Here is a 17,020-nt window from a genome sequence, read left to right as displayed (position 1 = left end):
TTCGGCGAGATCTCCGCATCGGTGTCGGTGTTGACGCCCGGCATCCACATGGCTAGCCTTTCGCTGTCTGAAACAGGTCAGGCTCGGGAAGGTTGGCCCGGCCCCCGTTCGAGCGGGCGCGACCCGGACGGGCATGTGTGCGACATCGTCTGGAATCCTGATCTGACCCCGTCCGATGAGTGACCGGCCGCCGACCCGTCGATCGGCGGCGCCGGGCCGGGGGATGTGGCGGGATCTCGGCGGAGAAGGGGCGCCGATTTCGCCGCTCCGCCTGCTCGTGCCGGATGCGGACCGGCAACATAATCATAGACATCTAAATATATTTCATCTAAGCAGGATCAGGTATCGGCGCAAAATGAGGCAACCATGAGCATCAAGAATGTTTTGTTGGCACATACGGGAAACACGGCGTTTCTCAGCAGCCTGCGTTATGCGGTGAAGATCGCCAAGCGGCATGACGCGTGGCTGACGGGCCTCTATGGCGGCACGTGGTCCTATGTCGACCAGGTCCTCGCGGTGGGCGGAGATCTTCGCGCCAAGCTGAAGGAGGTCGAGCGCAGCCGGGTGGCGGAGCTTCGGGCGCAGTTCGAAGAGGAGGCGGCCGCCGGCGGCATTGTGGAGCGGTCCGAATTCCTTCCGCCCGACAGCGTCAGCAAGTTCGCCCCGACCGAGATTGCGCGGAATTTCGATTTCATCGTAACCGGCTATCAGCCGAAGCTGCGGAACGACGAATATCGCGCGGTGAGCCCGGACATCATCGCCCTGCGCAGCGGCCGTCCGGTGCTGGTGGTGCCCGATGGCTACGAGGCCGAGACGCTGGCCAGCCACGCGCTCGTCGCCTGGGACGGCAAACGCTCGGCGGCGCGGGCGATCAACGATGCGATGACGGTGCTCGAGGAGAAGCCGCGGAAGGTGTCCATTGTCACCGTCGGCAACGTGCTGCACGAACTTCCCGACGCGACCTGGATCACGCGGCATCTGGAGCGGCACGGGGTCAAGGCGGAACATATCCACCGCACCAAGGCCGGCGGCAGCATCGCGGATGTCGTTCAGACGACCGCCGACGAGATCGGTGCGAAGCTGATCGTCATGGGTGCCTACGAGCACAGCAAGTTTTCCCAGGACATGTTCGGCGGCGTCACCCATCAGGTGCTCCGCACCGCCAAGGTTCCGGTCTTCATGTCGCATTGATCGCATCGAGGCCGCGCCCCGGCGCGGGCCGTGTTCCGGCCGCAAAGCGGCGGCCGGGCGGCGGCCGTGGGCCGGAGAGGAGGGCGCGACTTGGTCGTTGACTGGCCGGGTGAGCGCGGCTAGAAAAGAAAAAGCAACATAGATATCTAATATTAGGCACCTGGCACAGTGCCTCTATGCAGCTACCTAAAGAGGGAGGAAGATAATGAAACGCAAACTTACCATGTTTTTTGCTGCGCTCGGCATGTCCGTGCTCGGCAGCGGTGTCACGGCGCAAAGCGTCAACGTGACGCTTTCGGGGGGCAACCCGTCGGGTCTGTGGTCCCTTCTGGGGGCCGGCGTCGACCGCGCCGTGAAGGCCTCCGACCCCAGGGGGGTCGTCACCTACCAGGCCACGGGCGGCGGCTTTGCCAATATCGCCCTGCTTCAGGCGAACCGCACCGATCTGGGGCTCGCGCATGACGCGGAGATCAAGCTGGCGCTCGAGGGCGCAGAGCCGTTCCGGGGGCCGGTCGAAAATCTCCAGGCCATCGGCTACATGTACAACTGGGCGCCGATGCACTTTTTCCTGCGCAAGTCGATCGCCGACGAATACGGCATCGACAGCCTTGACGACCTTGCCTCCTCGGGCGCGTCCATCCGGGTCGGCAACAACAACGCCGGGAACGTGACGGCCAATATCACGAGCTTCATGCTCGACGCGGCCGGGTTCGACGAGGAGACGATCAGGGCGAATGGCGGCACCATGGTGCGCGGCGGTTCGGCGCAGCAGGCCGACCTGATGGCCGACGGCCGGATCGACATGGTCACCAACGGCATCTTCGTCGGCCATTCGTCCTTCCTCAGCGTCGACCGGAACACCGAGGTCGTGGTTCTTCAGGTCCCGCAGGACGTGATCGACCAGACGAACGAGAGATTCGGCACGACGCCGTTCGAGATCCCGGCGGGGAGCTACAGCAACCAGCCGGAGGCGGTCCAGACGCTTGCCCTCGGTGCGCTGCTGATCACCTCGGACGCGCTGGACGAGGAATCCGGCTACACCATCGCGAAGGACATCGTCGAGAACATGGACGAGGTTCGCTCCGTGCACAGCTCGATGAAGGAACTCACTCCCGAGCTTCTGGTCTCGCAGACCACGCTGCCCTTCCATCCGGGCGCGCAGCGGGCCTATACCGAGCTCGGGCTGCTGGAATAAGATCCTGAATTCCCGAAAATAAGAAGCCGGCGCATCGGAAACGGTGCGCCGGCTTTTTCATGGCCGCCTGATCATGGCCGCGGGTCTCGCGCGACACCTGGCGGGGCGTGCAGGCACAGCCGTTGCACCCATGGCGCGGGGCGACGGGTGGCGCAGGCCGGAGGGCGATGCCCTGTCAGCCGATCTGGTCGGGGGTGCTCTTGCCCTTGGTCGGCGGGACGCGGATGCCGCGGCGGGCCGCCTCGGCCTCGTCGCGTTCGAGGTTGCGGATGATGAGTGCAAGCGCCTTGCGCAGAGTGCGCTGCTCTTCCTCGCTCAGGCCCGCGACGGCCAGATCGTTCGCCTCGATCGCCAGCGGTTCGAGCAGGTCGCGCAGCTCCCAGCCCCTTGGCGTCAGGAAGGCATGCTGGCGGCGCTTGTTGCCCTCGACGTTGCGTCGGACGATATACCCAAGTTCCTCCATCCGAAGCAGGGCGGTATGGGCCGTGGGCTCCGTCAGATGCGCCCGTTCGCTCAGCTCGCGCTGCGACAGCCCGTCCTCCTTCCACAGGATCCGCAGGAAGATCCACTGGCCGAAGGTCACGTTCTGCGTGTTCAGCCGGATCTGGAGAGAGCGGTTGAATCCCCGCGCGGCGAGGCGCACGAGCCTCGCAAGGCGTTCGTCAGGTCTCGCTGATCCGAGATCAGGGCTGACGCATTTGGTTTGTTCGTTCATCCGGAGACTAAACCAATAAAACCCGATGTTGCCAAGAGCATGCAGGCCGGAACACCGCTTGGCAACCAAAACTTCGGCGGGGTTTCGCCCCTCGGGCGGGCTCGCGGTGCGACCCGCGGTCGCGGGAAGGGGGAGCGGCAGGACGCCGGGTTCATTCGCATCCTGCAATATGAGGCGAAATGGAAAAAATCAGTGACAAGCGCGGATCGTATTTTATAATAAGTAAATCAATTACGGAAAAAGAAATGATCCGGTGCGGAACCATGCTGGGAGACGGGCGACGGAGGGAGCCTTCCTGTCATCCCGCCGCGGATCAGGAGGAGAAAACGCATAATGACGGACCGTTTGTCTGGAAAAAAAGCGATTGTCACAGGCGCCGCGCAGGGGATCGGCTTTGCCGTGGCCGACGCCTTCGTCCGGGAGGGCGCGCAGGTGGTGATCCTCGACCTGAATGGAGATCTCGCCAGTGAAGCCGCAGGAAAGATCGGCGCGCGTTGCACAGGACTTCAGATGGATGTCTCCGACGAGGCCTCTGTGAAACAGGGGATCGCCGCGGCGCTCGAGGTGCTCGGCGGGCTCGATATCGTCGTGAACAATGCCGGTGTGCAGCGCGCGAGCAGCATCGAAGAGGCCTCGGTCGAGGACTGGGATCTACAGATGAGCGTCAACATGCGCGGGCCCTTCCTGGTCCTGCGCGAGGCACTGCCGCACCTGTCGGCGGGTGCGTCGGTCATCAATACCTCATCGGCGGCCGGCCTGCGCGGCGCGCCCGGCGTGTCGGGCTACTGCGCGAGCAAGGGCGGGCAGATCCTGTTCACCACCGCCGCGGCGGCAGAACTCGGGCCGCGGGGCATTCGCGTCAACGCCGTCTGTCCGGGCTGGGTGGACACGCCGTTCAACGGTCCGGTGATCCGGCAGATGGGCGGCACCGAGGCGCATGACGCGATGATCCGCGCCACCGTTCCCCTCGGGCGGCAGGCCACGCCGCCGGAGATCGCACCGACCTACGTGTTCCTGGCCTCCGACGAGGCCAGCTACCTGACCGGCAAGGCCATCGGCGTCGATGGCGGCGTCGTCTGACATCTTTCGTGGAACAGCAAGACAGGAGGAGACCTTGACCACATTTCCTTACGACCTCGCGGCCCGTGTGCTGCGTGAAGCCATCGAGGCGAGCGAAGCGCCCTCGAGCGTGACCATCCTCGACGCGGGGGGCAACCTCGTCGCCTTCGCCCGCATGGACGGTGCGCCGCTCGCGAGCATCGAGATCTCGCGCGGGAAGGCCTTTACCGCCGCCGCGATGGGAATGCCGAGCGGCGACCTGCTCGGCGCCGTGCAGCCGGGGGCGCCCTATTACGGGTTCCAGACCACCCATGGCGGCCTGCCGGTGGTTTTTGCCGGAGGACTGCCGATCCGCAGGGACGGGCAGCTCATCGGCGCGGTCGGCGTCGCGGGGGGCTCGACCGATCAGGATACGGCGGCGGCAACCGCCGGTGTCGCAGCCGCAGAGCGCACAGCCGGCTGAACCCCGGCCTCTGCACATCATTAGGGAGGAGAGAACATGTCCAGGAACCTGTTTCTGACGGGAATGGTCCGGGCTGCGTGGCTGTCATGCGTGATGATTGCCCCTGCCGGCCTTGCCGTCGCGCAAACGAACGACGGCACCCCGGCGAAAGGTCAGATCGACGAGGCGCGCGCGGTCGCCGCCGATGACGATATCGACAACTGGCTGCTGCACGGCCGGACCTATGAAGAGAAACGCTACAGCCCTCTGGCGGATATCAACCGCGAGAATGTCGATGAGCTTGGCCTCGCATGGTCCTTCAAGATCGACGACGACCGCGGGATGGAGGCGACGCCCATCGTCGTCGATGGGGTGATGTATGTCACCGGCCCCTGGAGCAAAGTCTATGCGCTCGATGCGACGAGCGGAGAATTGCTGTGGAAATACGATCCCGACGTGGATCGCCAGGTGGCTGCATCCGCCTGCTGCGACGTGGTCAACCGCGGGGTCGCGGTCTGGAAGGGGCGCGTCTATGTCGGCGTGATCGACGGTCGCCTCGCCGCGCTCGATGCGGAGACGGGCGAGGTCGAGTGGATCGTGGACACGGTGATCGACGCCAGCCGGAACTACACGATCACCGGCGCGCCCCGGATCGTGAAGGACAAGGTGCTGATCGGCAACGGCGGTGCGGAATACGGCGTGCGGGGCTATGTCACGGCCTATGACGCGGAGTCCGGGGAGGAGGCCTGGCGCTTCTTCACGGTGCCGGGCGATCCCGAGCTGCCGCCGGAAAACGACGCGATGGCGATGGCGCGCGAGACCTGGTTCGGCACGGATTATGCCGAATACGGCGGCGGCGGCACGGTGTGGGATTCGATGTCCTACGACCCGGAGCTGGACCTGCTCTACATCGGGGTCGGCAACGCGTCGGTCTGGAGCCGCAAGCTGCGCAGCGAGGGGGAGGGCGACAACCTCTTCGTCTCCTCCATCGTGGCGCTGAAGCCCGACACGGGCGAGTATGTCTGGCACTACCAGACGACGCCGGGGGACGAGTGGGACTTCACCGCGACCCAGCAGATGACGCTGGCCGATATCGAGATCGACGGAGAGCTCCGCAAGGTCATCATGCAGGCGCCGAAGAACGGCTTCTTCTACGTGATTGACCGGACCGACGGGACGCTGATCTCGGCCGAGAACTACGTGCCGGTGAACTGGGCCGAGGGGATCGACATCGAGACCGGGCGCCCGATCTTCAACGAGGAGATCGCGCGCTACGACGACGGCGAGCTCAAGCTCGTGACGCCCTCGGGCTTCGGCGGGCACAACTGGCACCCGATGTCCTTCAACCCGGAGACGGGGCTGATGTATATCCCGGCGATGATCGGGGCGTGGTATTTCCAGGCGATCGATGAATCGCCGATGCCCGCGGAGAAGGGCACCTACAACTTCGGCGCGATCATCACCATGGGTCTGCCGCCCGAGGAGGGGAGCGAGGTCCGGCCCTCGGCGGAGGACATTCCCGACCTGTCCAAGCTGGAGGATCGCGAGAAGATGCAGGAGGCCTGGCACGGGCGCCTCATCGCCTGGGATCCGGTGGCGCAGGAGGCTCGCTGGTCCAAGGATTACACCGCCATGTATAATGGCGGGACGCTCACCACGGCGGGCGGGCTGGTGTTCCAGGGCACCGGCGCGGGCGAATTCTTCGCCTATGACGCGGAAGACGGCGCGGTGCTCTACGAGACGCCGGTCAACACCGGGATCGTCGCGGCGCCGGTGACCTACCGGGTCGACGGAGAGCAGTATATCGCCGTCTCCGTCGGTTGGGGCGGGGGCTATACGCTGTTCTCCGGTCCTGTCGCCCAGCAGGCCGAACAGCAGGCGAATGCGCAGGTCATGGTGTTCAAGCTCGGCGGAACGGCCGAGATGCCGCCGGCGCCGTCGCCGCTTCCCGAACCCTCTGTCCTGGCCCAGACCGAGATGAGCGAGGAGCAGCTCGCGCATGGCGCGTTCAACTTCCTCGTCCATTGCGCGGCCTGCCACGGGGTCGACGCGATCAGCGGCGGGGTGGTCCCCGACCTGCGCTACATGTCGCAGGACAGGTACGAGGTCTTCGACGTCATCCTCCAGGGCGGGCTGGCGAGCTCGGGCATGCCCGATTTCAGCACGAAGCTGAGCGAGGAGGAGCAGGAGGAGCTCAAGCAGTATATCGCGCGCCGCAACGAGGATCTGCGCGAAGAGCTGGCCAACAACCAGTAGGCCGGTCGCGAGACGAAGGAGGGGGCGTCACGATGTGGCGCCCCTTTCGCATGGACGGGGGGCGGGTCAGCCCATCCGCGCGCCGAGCATCTCGGAGATGCGCGCGGCGGTCCTGCGGAGGGTCTGCGATATCGGGCTGTCCCTTTCCGTGGAGATCATCCCGGTGATCCCGAGCACCGTGAGCACGGCCACGACGGTGTTGGTCCGGTCGAAGATCGGGCAGCTCAGCGACGCGATGGCCGGAAGCACCAGCCCCACCGCTTCCGCGACGCCGCTCTCGCGCACGGAGTTCAGCACGCGGTCGACATCGGCCCGCGAGCGGATGTTTGCGGCCTCGAGCGCGGCGGAGCCTTCGGCCAGTTCCTTCTCGATCAGCGGGTCGGCCTTCTCGGGCGGCAGGAAGGCGGCGAAGGCGCGCCCGTTCGAGGAGGTGAGCAGCGGCAGGACGGAGCCGACATTGACGGTGATGTTCACCGGCGCGTTGTTCGGCACCCAGCGCACGAGCGTCGGCCCGAAATTCCCGAGCACCGAGAGGGACACGGTCTCGCCCGTCTCCTCGCGCAGCGAGACCATGAACGGATAGGCCAGTTCGACCACATCGAGGCGCCGGATCGCGGCGAGGCCGAGATCCAGCGACAGCGGGCCGAGATCGTAATATCCCGTCGTCTTGCTCTGCGTGATCAGACCGGTCTCGATGAAGCTCGCGAGATAGCGGTGCGCCTTGGCCGGAGCCATGTCCGCCGCCTTGGAAATCGCGGTGAGCGACATCGAGTCGTTGCGGCGGACCAGCGCCTCCAGCAGCCTGGCTCCCACGACGACAGATTGAATGTGCTGACGGGCGCCACCTTTTTCTTCCACATCCGTTTCCTTCGCTTGCTGAGTGGTCATGTATCGAATTGCCTGTAAAATGCGCCTGTGAAAAACTTGGCCGCCCCCGGCCCGGATCGGGAGATCCCTGCGCGTGCGGGTATAACCTCCTGCACATGATGTCGTTTCCCGGTCAAGCTTTCGCAGGCCATGACCGGGGCGTTCCAGGCGCGGTGGCGATATTTTTCAACATATCCGCCTTTCCGGTGCATGGATGCACAGGCTCCTCGTGCGAAAATCTGCCGTGGAAACGCCGGGGCAGGGGTGCGTTCCCTTGACATCCGTTAGAAATCTAAGTTATTTCAGGCCCAAGAAAAAGGGAGGATCATACCTTGACGCACGCTCTGAAAATTGACGTCGATCAGTCGCTGCCGCAGCATGTCGATCTGTATTTCGGCGGGGAATGGCACAAGCCGGCAAGCGGCTCCTACGACGACACGCTGAACCCGGCGACGGGACAGGTCATCCGCGCCGTCGCCACCGCGGGCACGGCCGACGTGGACGCGGCGGTCGCGGCGGCGCAGGCCGGCTTTCTCGAATGGCGCGACGTGCCGCCGCTGGAGCGCGGCCGCATCCTGAAGGAGATCGCCGCCCTCCTGCGCAAGCATGGCGACGAGCTGGCGCTGATCGACGCGGCCAACTGCGGCAACCCCTATACGGAAATGCGCGGTGACGCGGCCATTGCGGCGGCGCAGATGGACCTCTTTGCCGGTCTCGTGACCGAGATGAAGGGCGACACGATCCCGATGGGGCCCGACCGGGTGAACATGACGCTGCGCCAGCCGCTCGGCGTCGTGGCGCGCATCCTGGCGTTCAACCACCCGTTCATGTTCTGCGGCGGCAAGATGGCCGCCCCGCTCGCGGCCGGCAACGCCGTGATCATCAAGCCGCCGGTGCAGGCGCCGCTCTCGGCGCTGCGCCTCGCGGAGATCGTCGACGGGCTGCTGCCGAAGGGCACGTTCAGCGTGCTGCCCGGCGGGACCGAGGCGGGCGCGGCGCTGGCCGAACATCCGGGCGTCGCCAAGGTGACGCTGATCGGGTCGGTTGGCGCGGGCCGCGCGGTGATGCGCAGCGCCAGTTCGACGGTGAAGCCGGTGCTGCTGGAGCTCGGCGGCAAGAACGCGCTGATCGCCTATCCCGACAGCAAGCCCGAAAAGATCGCCGACGCCCTTGTCGCCGGCATGAATTTCGGCTGGTGCGGCCAGTCCTGCGGTTCGACGAGCCGGGCCTTCCTGCATGAGGATATCCATGACGAGGTGCTGTCCTACCTCTCCGACAAGATCGCGCGCTACAAGCCGGGGATCCCGACCGACCCCGAGACCACGATGGGCGCCATCGTCAGCCGGGACCAGTTCAACCGGGTGATGGGCTATATCGAGTCGGCCAAGAGCGAGGGCGCGCGCGCCGTCACCGGCGGCAATGCCGTCACCGACGGGCCGCTGGGCAAGGGCTGCTTCATCGAGCCGACCATCTTCGCCGACGTGACCCCCGAGATGCGCATCGCGCGCGAGGAGATCTTCGGCCCGGTCCTGGCGGTCCGCAAATGGAGCGACGAGACCGAGATGCTGCGCGAGGTCAACGGGCTGGAACTCGGCCTGACCTGTGCCATCTGGACACGCGATCTGGTCACTGCGCACCGCGCCGCGGCACGGGTCGAGGCGGGCTTTGTCTGGGTCAACGAGGTCGGCCGCCATTTCCTCGGCGCGCCCTTCGGCGGGGTCAAGCAATCGGGGATCGGCCGTGAGGAGGGGATCGGCGAGCTGATTGCCTTTACCCACGAGAAAAACGTCCATATCAATCTTTCCGGCCAGTAAGTGCGGGGCGCGGAGGTCCGCGGTCCTGTGACGCTGCCCCGGCATGGCCAGTCCGGCCGAGGCGCGGGCAGGGGCGGGATCGCATCCTGACGGATGGAGACGCATGAGGGTCTGCGCGGGGCATCCCCGCGCGGGCCCTGTTCGCGCTTCGGACCCCGGCGCCGCCCGCCGATGCAGGCCATGACATATCCTCTCCTCCAGGTGCCGGCAGACCGGCCGGAGGGGGCGCGACATCAAAGAAGGAGCACTTACGTGAACAGTTTTGCCAATGTCCCGGACATCATCCTCGAGCCGCTGGTCCGCAACGCGATCATGGAAGACCTCGGCGCCGCGGGTGACGTCACCACGCGGGCCGTCATTCCCGCGGGCACGCGGTATCGTGCGGAGCTGAACGCGCGGCAGGACGCCGTCGTCTCCGGCATGCAGGTGGCCGCGCTGGCCTTCCGGCTGATCGACCCCACGCTCGCGGTCGAGATCCGCGTCGCGGACGGGACCGCCTGCAAGGCGGGGGACACGCTGATGACGATCGAGGGGGCCGCCGCCTCGATCCTCGCGGCCGAGCGCGTCGCGCTCAATTTCGCGGGGCGTCTGTCGGGGACGGCGACGCTGACGGCGCGCTATGCCCGCGAGCTCGAAGGCACCGAAACGCGGATCACCTGCACGCGCAAGACGACGCCGGGGATGAAGATCGTCGAGAAGCTCGCGATTCTCCACGGCGGCGGCTTCAACCACCGCTTTTCCCTCTCCGATGCGATCCTGATCAAGGACAACCACATCGCCTCCGCGGGCGGCGTCCGTCCGGTGCTGGAAGCGGTGAAGCGCAATGCGGGGCACATGGTGGTGGTCGAGATCGAGATCGACGGGCTCGGGCAGCTCGACGAGGTGCTCGAGGTCGGCGGCGCGCATGCCGTGCTGTTCGACAACATGACGACCGAGGACATGGCGACCGCGGTGCGGCGCATCGACGGCCGCATGAAGACCGAGGCGAGCGGCAATGTCCGTCTCGACCGCCTGAAGGAGATCGCCGCCACCAACGTCGACTATATTTCCTCCGGGGCGCTCACCCATTCGGCCGGCACGGTCGATTTCGGGCTGGATTTCTGATCCGGCCCGACCGGCCGAGCGCCTGCGGCCGAAGCGGTGGCGGGCGCCTTCTGGACATCCTGCTCCTCCCGCGCAGCCGGATGGCGTGAGCGGGAGCCAGGCCCGGCGATGCCCCGCGCGGCGGGGCGCCGCCGCATCGCCATCCCAAAGGCCGCCCCCGCGCGGGCGGAGAGGGAGCCGTTCCCATGAGATCCTTGTTTTTCATCCCCACGGAGACGATTGGCGCGACCATCGGCGCGCGGAAATGCGCCGGAGTCTTTGCCGGTCGCTCCCGGTTCGCGGTTGACCCTAATTTATGAAATGTGTAATCAATTTATGAATTGAGGAATATCACGGAAGTTTGGGAGGACAATGTGAGCGAAGGCCGTTTCCAGCTTGGCATCGACATCGGGGGGACTTTCACGGATCTGAGCCTGCTTGCGCTCGACGGTGCCGCCTCGCACACCCACAAGGTCGCGAGCACGCCCTCGTCGCCGTCGCAGGCGGTTGCGCGGGGTATCAGCGAATTGATGGCATCTGTCGGCAGCACGCCGGACGCCATTTCCTATTTCGTTCACGGCCAGACCATCGCCCTGAACGCGGTTCTCCAGCGCCGCGGCGCGCGCTGTGCGCTGATCGTCAGCGAGGGCAACCGGGACATCCTGGAGATTGCGCGGCTGCGCAAGAAGGACATCTTCAACCTGAAGGCCAGCCTGCCGGAGGCGATCATCGCGCGCGAGGACGTGTTCGAAATTCCGCTTCGCGGCGGCGACACCGACCTTTCGGCCGGGCTCGCGGCGGTCGACGCGGCGATTGCCGGGTTCGCGCCCGAGGTCGAGAGCGTCGCGATCTGCCTCCTCGGCTCCTACAGCAGCGCGGCGGCGGAGCAGCAGATCGCGGAGCGGATCCGCGCGGCGCGGCCGGACCTCTACCTGTCCTGCTCCTCCGACCTGTGGTCGGAGATCCGCGAATACGAACGGGCCAGCGTCGCCTCGCTCAACGCCTTCGTGCAGCCGATCATGAGCCGCTATGTCGACAATCTCGTGATCGACACGCAGGAGGTCGGGCTCGACACGGCGTTGCAGATCACCCAGTCGAACGGCGGCGTGCTCAGCGCCGAGAGCGCGAAGGCGAAGCCGGTGAACACCATGCTGTCGGGGCCGGCCTCGGGCGTGGTGGCGGCGGCCTATGTCTCCGGCCTCAGCGGGGTGGCCGATGCGGTGACGCTCGATATCGGCGGCACCAGCGCCGATTTCTCGATCATCCGCGACAATGAGCCGGTCTATTCCACCGATGCGGAGATCGGGGATTTCCCCATCGTCATGCCGACCGTGGACGTCTTCGCCGTGGGCGCGGGGGGCGGCTCCATCGCCTGGTTCGATCCCTTCGGCATCCTCAAGCTCGGGCCGCACAGCGCCGGCGCGGAACCGGGGCCGGCCTGCTACGACCGGGGCGGCACCGATGCCACCGTAACCGACGCCTATATGGTCGCGGGCTTCATCGACGCCGAGAAATTCGCGGGCGGCACGCTGCATCTGAAACGCGAGAACGCGGTCGAGGCCGTGGGCCGGATCGCCGAACGGCTCGGCTGTTCGCCGGAGGCCGCCTCCGAGGCGATCCTGCGCCTCGGCACCGCGACGATGACGAGCGCGATCCTGCCGATGATGACGAAGCGCGGGCTCGATCCGCGCGACTTCACCCTCATCGCCTTCGGCGGCGCCGGGCCGACCCATGCCTGTCTGCTGGCCGAGGAGGTGGGCATCGGCCAGATCCTCGTGCCGCCCTCGCCGGGGACGATGTGCGCCTTGGGCGCGACCATCGCGGATTACCAGTATAATTACATCCGCAGCCTGCGCCGACCGCTGGCCGAGCTCGACCTCCAGAGCGTGCAGGCGATCTATGCCGAGCTCGAGGAGGAGGGCAGGGAGAACCTTGCCGCGGAGAACCCGATGATCGAGCGGGTCGAGATCGTACGCTCGGCCAACATGCGCTACGGTGGACAGGCCTTCGACGTCGACGTGACCCTGCCGGCGGATGTCGCGCCGGGCGATCTGACGCCGGAGCTGCTGGCCCGGAAGTTCCACGAGACCTACGAGACGCTCTATCACAACAGCGATCCGGCCGCCGCCGTCGATCTGGTCTCCCTGCGGGTGAAGGTGCTCGGACGCCGGCCGAAGCCGACACTGCCGCCGGCCCGACAGCGCGCGGCCTCCGAGGCGCTCGAGAGCACCGGTCATCGCGAGATCTACCACGGCGGGCAGGGCCATCAGGCCGCGGTCTACAGCCGCGACAGCATCTGCGACGGGGACATCATCGCCGGACCGGCCGTGATCGAGCAGTTCGACACGACCACGATCGTGACCCCCGGCTTCGTCGCGCGCTGCGACAGCGCCGGAAACCTTCTTCTGACCAAGGCGGCGTGATCGCGACGTGGAGGACACAGACATGACACAGAAAATCTCTTCGCTGCGCACGGATTCGGCCCAGCTCGACATCTTCGTTCAGCGCTTCCGCTCGATCGCGGAGGAAATGGGCTATTCGCTGCAACGCACCGGCCACACGGCCTTCGTGAACGAGACCGCCGATCTCGGCGTGGCGCTCGTCACCCCCGACGGCGAAATCTTCGGCTACCCGCACAGCATCGGGATCACGATGTTCGCGAACCTGAACTTCAGGAAGATGATCGAGGGCTTCGACAGGTTCGAACCGGGCGACATCCTCATCTGCAACGATCCCTATCGCAGCGCCGGCCTGTCCTCGCACCTGCCCGACGTCAGCCTGCTGGCGCCGGTCTTCTCCGGCGGCGAGCTCGTCTGTTTCGCCTATGCCTATGTGCATTCGACTGATGTCGGCGGGCGCGTGGCCGGGAGCCTGTCGCCCTCGAGCTACGAGATCTACCAGGAAGGCATCCGCATTCCCCCCTCCCATCTCTACAGGGCGGGGGAGCTCAACGAGGAGCTGCTGAACCTGATCCTCTGCAACTGCCGCATTCCCGACGACAACTGGGGCGATCTCAAGGCGATGGTCACGGCGCTGCGCGTCGCGGAGCGCCGGGTGGACGAATGCGTGGAGAAATACGGCATGGAAGGCTTCGTCGACGCGATGCGCGACGTGCTGAACTACAGCGAGATGCGCGCCCGCGCGGTGATCGCCGGCATTCCCGACGGCACCTACAGGTTCTCGGACTATCTGGACGACGACGTGGTGTCGGAAATCCCGATCAAGTTCTGCGTCGCGCTGACCGTCGCGGGCGAGGAGATCTCCGTCGATTTCACCGGCACCGATTCCCAGCTCCGCACCGCGTTCAACATCTATTCCGACGGGCAGGCGCATCCCTGGCTGGTCTACACGATCATGTTCGTGCTGCTGACGATCGACCGGGACATTCCCGTCAACGCCGGCCTGATGCGGTCGGTGAAGGTCGTCACCGAGCCCGGCTCCGTGGTGAATTGCGAGGCGCCGGCGGCGGTGGGCCTGCGGACCACGACGGGCGTGCGGGTGCAGGACGCGATCCGCGGCGCGCTGGCGCAGGCCCTGCCGGAGGTCATCCCCGCGGCCGGCGCCGGCTATATCGCGCCCATCGTCTTCACCGAGCCGGATCTCGCCAAGGGCGGGCTGAAGGTGAACGTTCTTGAACCGATGGTCGGCGGCACCGGCGGGCACGAGGACGGCGACGGGCTCAATGCGCGTGACGTGGTGGACATCGCGAACCTGCGCAACAGCCCCATCGAGATCGTGGAGAACGTGTCGGGCGTGCGCATCCTGACCTATGCCCTGCGCCCGGATTCCGGCGGCGCGGGCAAGTATCGCGGCGGTCTCGGCATCGTCTTCGAATTCGAGGTGCTGGAACACGACTGTCTCGTCACCGCGCGCGGACAGGAGCGGCACCGCTTCCGGCCCTGGGGCCTGATGGGCGGCCATTGCGGCGAGAAGGCGTCAGTCTTCATCAAACGGGCCGGAGAAGACCGGTTCGAACCGCTCGACAAGATCGATTCGCTCAACGTCGATTGCGGCGATATCCTGCGCGTGCTCACGCCGGGCGGCGGCGGATATGGCTCGCCGCTCGAACGCGATCCGGCGAAGGTCGTTCACGATCTTCGAAACGGGCTCGTGTCGCCCGAGGCGGCGCATGACATCTACGGCGTGATCGTGCACGATGGAGCCCTGGACCAGGTCGCGACCGAACGGCTGCGACGTGAGAAGGCGGCACAGGAGCGAACGGAGATGTTCAACTACGGAGCGGAGAGAGACGCCTACGAAGCCGTCTGGACCGCCGAGGCCTGGAGCCGCCTCATCGGGCATGTCTTCACGCTTCCGGTCCCGCTGCGCGCCTCGATGCGCCGGCGCCTCTGGACCGCGGCGCAACGGCTCAGCGACGAAAGGAACGGCGGCGCGCTCTCGGCTGCGGATATCGACCGCTGCTGGCGCGAGACCGTGCCGGCGGGGATCGCGCAGGGCGGGTCCACCGCGGGCGGAGCGGCCTCCCGTCCCGAAGTCTCGAAGGCCTCGTGATGGCTGTGCCCACGAACAGCCCGCTCGGGAATGCGCTGCGCGGAGGCAGAAGGATCAGCGAGATCGCGGTGACGGTCTCGGGCATCGTGATGGCGCTCATGGTCGTGCATGTCGTCGCGGATGTCGGATTGCGCTATCTCTCCGGCGTGCCGCTTTCGGGCACGACGGAGATCGTGTCGCGCTACTACATGGTGACGCTGATCTTCCTGCCGATCGCCTTCGTCCATGTCACCGACCAGAACATCTGCGCCAGCCTGGTCAGCGACATGCTCTCTGCGAAATCCCGCGTCCTGCTCGACTGCCTGACGTCGCTGCTCATGGTCGTCTTCGGCGTGCTGCTCGCCTGGCGCACCGGCGCCGAGGCGCTGCGCGCGACCGGGATCAACGAGCAGATCCAGACCGCGGCATTCTTCCTGCCGACCTGGCCGTCGCGCTGGATCCCGGTCCTGGCGATGGGGCTGCTCGTCATCGTCTCCGGCCTCGGGCTGGCGGTCGATATCGAGCGGTTCATCCGGCATGACATCCCGGACGGACCCGATCCCGACAGGGACGAGAAGAAGGTGACGTCTCTATGAGTGCTCTTGCCATAGGTTTCTGCGGCATGGGGATCGCCCTCCTGCTGATCGCGCTGCGCGTCCCGATCGGGCTGGCGCTCGGGCTCGTGGCCTTCGTCGGGATCGCGGTGGTGACGAGCTGGAACGCCGCCTTCAGCATTCTCAGCCTCATCCCCTTCGAGACCGCCGCCAACTGGGAGCTGTCGGCCATCCCGATGTTCCTGCTGATGGGCGCGCTCGCCTTCCGCTCGGGGCTGACGACATCGCTCTTCGATGCGGCGCGGCTCTGGCTCGGCTGGCTGCCGGGCGGTGTCGCGGTGGCGACGAACTTCGCCTGCGCGGGCTTTGCCGCGGCCTCGGGATCGAGCCTTGCGACGACGCTGACCATGGGCCGGATCGCACTGCCGGAAATGAGGAAGACGGGCTACGACATGGGGCTCGCGACGGGCGTCGTCGCCTCCGCCGGCACGCTGGGCTCGCTCATCCCGCCGAGCGTGCTGATGATCCTGATCGGCGTGTTCGCGCAGACCTCGATCATCAAGCTCTTCGTGGCCGGGATCATTCCGGGCCTGCTTTCGGCGGTCGCCTTCGCGGCGATGATCATCGTGCGCGCAAGATTGCGCCCCGGCCTCGCGCCGGGGGCGGTGGAGAAGACCGACCTGCGCACGAAGCTCGTCGCCACCGCCGGCATCTGGCCGCTGCCGGTGCTGATCCTCGGCGTCATCGGCGGTATCTACAGCGGGATCGTCACCGCCACCGAGGCCGGCGCCTTCGGGGCCGCGCTGACCTTCGTGATCGCGCTCGCGAACCGGACCCTGTCCTGGAAGGTGGTGAAGGAGAGCTTCTGGGACGCGCTCGTCGGAACGGCCACGCTGTTCTTCATCGTGCTCGGCGCGGTGCTTTTGACGCGGTTCCTCGCCTTCTCCGGCCTGCCGATGTTCCTGGCGCAGCTCATCACCGACGCGGATGTCTCGCCGCTGGGCGTGATCCTGCTGGCGGGGGCCTGCTATCTCGTGCTCGGGATGTTCCTCGATCCGCTGGGGCTGTTGTTCCTGACGCTTCCGATCATGCTGCCGATGTTCAAGACGGTCGGGCTCGACCTGACGCTGATGGGGGTGCTGATCGTGAAATTCGTCGAGATCGGCCTCATGTCGCCGCCCGTCGGGCTCAACGTCTTCGCCGTGAAGTCGCTCGTCGGCTCGGACGTCCCGCTCACGACGATCTTCAAGGGCGTCCTGTGGTTCCTCGTGGTGGATCTGTTGGTGATCGGACTGCTGATCGCATTTCCCGGCATTACACTGTTCTTACCGAGGGTCATGGGTCTGTGAAACG

General features: G+C 66.3%; 13 protein-coding genes. 11 read left to right on the top strand and 2 right to left on the bottom strand.

What is annotated here, in order from left to right; all coding sequences use genetic code 11:
* Positions 1 to 366: 366 nt before the first annotated feature.
* Both P73_RS26530 and P73_RS15040 read left to right on the top strand, forming a co-directional pair.
* The gene (locus tag P73_RS26530) at positions 367 to 1,191 is read left to right on the top strand and encodes a universal stress protein (protein ID WP_245629179.1); all 825 of its coding nucleotides are present in this window, start codon (positions 367 to 369) and stop codon (positions 1,189 to 1,191) included.
* A 205-nt stretch (positions 1,192 to 1,396) separates the two neighbouring features.
* Entirely contained in the window at positions 1,397 to 2,386 is a 990-nt protein-coding gene (locus P73_RS15040; RefSeq protein WP_043870198.1) for a TAXI family TRAP transporter solute-binding subunit, read from the top strand.
* Between the two features lie 175 nt (positions 2,387 to 2,561).
* Here P73_RS15040 and P73_RS15035 read toward each other — a convergent pair whose 3' ends face one another.
* Entirely contained in the window at positions 2,562 to 3,101 is a 540-nt protein-coding gene (locus P73_RS15035; RefSeq protein WP_052453317.1) for a MarR family winged helix-turn-helix transcriptional regulator, read from the bottom strand.
* A 333-nt stretch (positions 3,102 to 3,434) separates the two neighbouring features.
* Between P73_RS15035 and P73_RS15030 the strand changes: the two genes are divergently transcribed.
* Genes P73_RS15030 through P73_RS15020 form a run of 3 tightly spaced genes read left to right on the top strand, consistent with a single transcriptional unit; the run spans position 3,435 to position 6,858 of the window.
* Positions 3,435 to 4,181 carry an SDR family NAD(P)-dependent oxidoreductase gene (locus P73_RS15030; protein ID WP_043870196.1) on the top strand — a complete coding sequence of 249 codons (747 nt, stop codon included), beginning with the start codon at positions 3,435 to 3,437 and terminating at the stop codon, positions 4,179 to 4,181.
* A gap of 34 nt (positions 4,182 to 4,215) precedes the next feature.
* The gene (locus P73_RS15025; protein WP_043870195.1) at positions 4,216 to 4,623 is read left to right on the top strand and encodes a GlcG/HbpS family heme-binding protein; all 408 of its coding nucleotides are present in this window, start codon (positions 4,216 to 4,218) and stop codon (positions 4,621 to 4,623) included.
* A 36-nt stretch (positions 4,624 to 4,659) separates the two neighbouring features.
* Positions 4,660 to 6,858: a PQQ-dependent dehydrogenase, methanol/ethanol family gene (locus P73_RS15020; RefSeq protein ID WP_202966910.1), complete on the top strand. Its 2,199-nt coding sequence runs from the start codon at positions 4,660 to 4,662 to the stop codon at positions 6,856 to 6,858.
* Positions 6,859 to 6,924: 66 nt separating this feature from the next.
* Here P73_RS15020 and P73_RS15015 read toward each other — a convergent pair whose 3' ends face one another.
* A complete protein-coding gene (locus P73_RS15015) occupies positions 6,925 to 7,746 on the bottom strand; it encodes an IclR family transcriptional regulator (protein ID WP_043870194.1) in 822 nt (273 codons plus the stop codon).
* Between the two features lie 311 nt (positions 7,747 to 8,057).
* On the opposite strand from P73_RS15015, the gene P73_RS15010 reads away from it, so the two are divergent.
* The 6 genes from P73_RS15010 (at position 8,058) to P73_RS14985 (ending at position 17,016) form a co-directional block, all read left to right on the top strand.
* The gene (locus tag P73_RS15010; protein WP_043870193.1) at positions 8,058 to 9,539 is read left to right on the top strand and encodes an aldehyde dehydrogenase family protein; all 1,482 of its coding nucleotides are present in this window, start codon (positions 8,058 to 8,060) and stop codon (positions 9,537 to 9,539) included.
* Between the two features lie 252 nt (positions 9,540 to 9,791).
* Positions 9,792 to 10,643, top strand: a complete 852-nt coding sequence (gene nadC / locus P73_RS15005; protein WP_043870192.1) for a carboxylating nicotinate-nucleotide diphosphorylase — start codon at positions 9,792 to 9,794, stop codon at positions 10,641 to 10,643.
* Positions 10,644 to 10,996: 353 nt separating this feature from the next.
* Positions 10,997 to 13,045, top strand: coding sequence for a hydantoinase/oxoprolinase family protein (locus P73_RS15000; protein ID WP_043870191.1), 2,049 nt, complete (start codon positions 10,997 to 10,999; stop codon positions 13,043 to 13,045).
* Positions 13,046 to 13,067: 22 nt separating this feature from the next.
* Complete coding sequence (locus tag P73_RS14995) at positions 13,068 to 15,134, top strand: hydantoinase B/oxoprolinase family protein (RefSeq protein ID WP_052453315.1); 2,067 nt, start codon at positions 13,068 to 13,070, stop codon at positions 15,132 to 15,134.
* Positions 15,134 to 15,709: a TRAP transporter small permease gene (locus tag P73_RS24490; RefSeq protein WP_052453314.1), complete on the top strand. Its 576-nt coding sequence runs from the start codon at positions 15,134 to 15,136 to the stop codon at positions 15,707 to 15,709. The genes P73_RS14995 and P73_RS24490 overlap by 1 nt, the downstream gene beginning before the upstream one ends.
* Positions 15,706 to 17,016, top strand: coding sequence for a TRAP transporter large permease (locus P73_RS14985; RefSeq protein ID WP_043870190.1), 1,311 nt, complete (start codon positions 15,706 to 15,708; stop codon positions 17,014 to 17,016). Before P73_RS24490 ends, P73_RS14985 begins: the two co-directional genes overlap by 4 nt.
* Positions 17,017 to 17,020: the final 4 nt, after the last annotated feature.

This window comes from Celeribacter indicus (genome assembly GCF_000819565.1).
GTDB classification, from domain to species: Bacteria; Pseudomonadota; Alphaproteobacteria; order Rhodobacterales; family Rhodobacteraceae; genus Celeribacter; species Celeribacter indicus.
The sequence above is the reverse complement of the archived record's forward strand: the minus strand, read 5'-3'. Positions and strand labels throughout refer to the sequence as shown.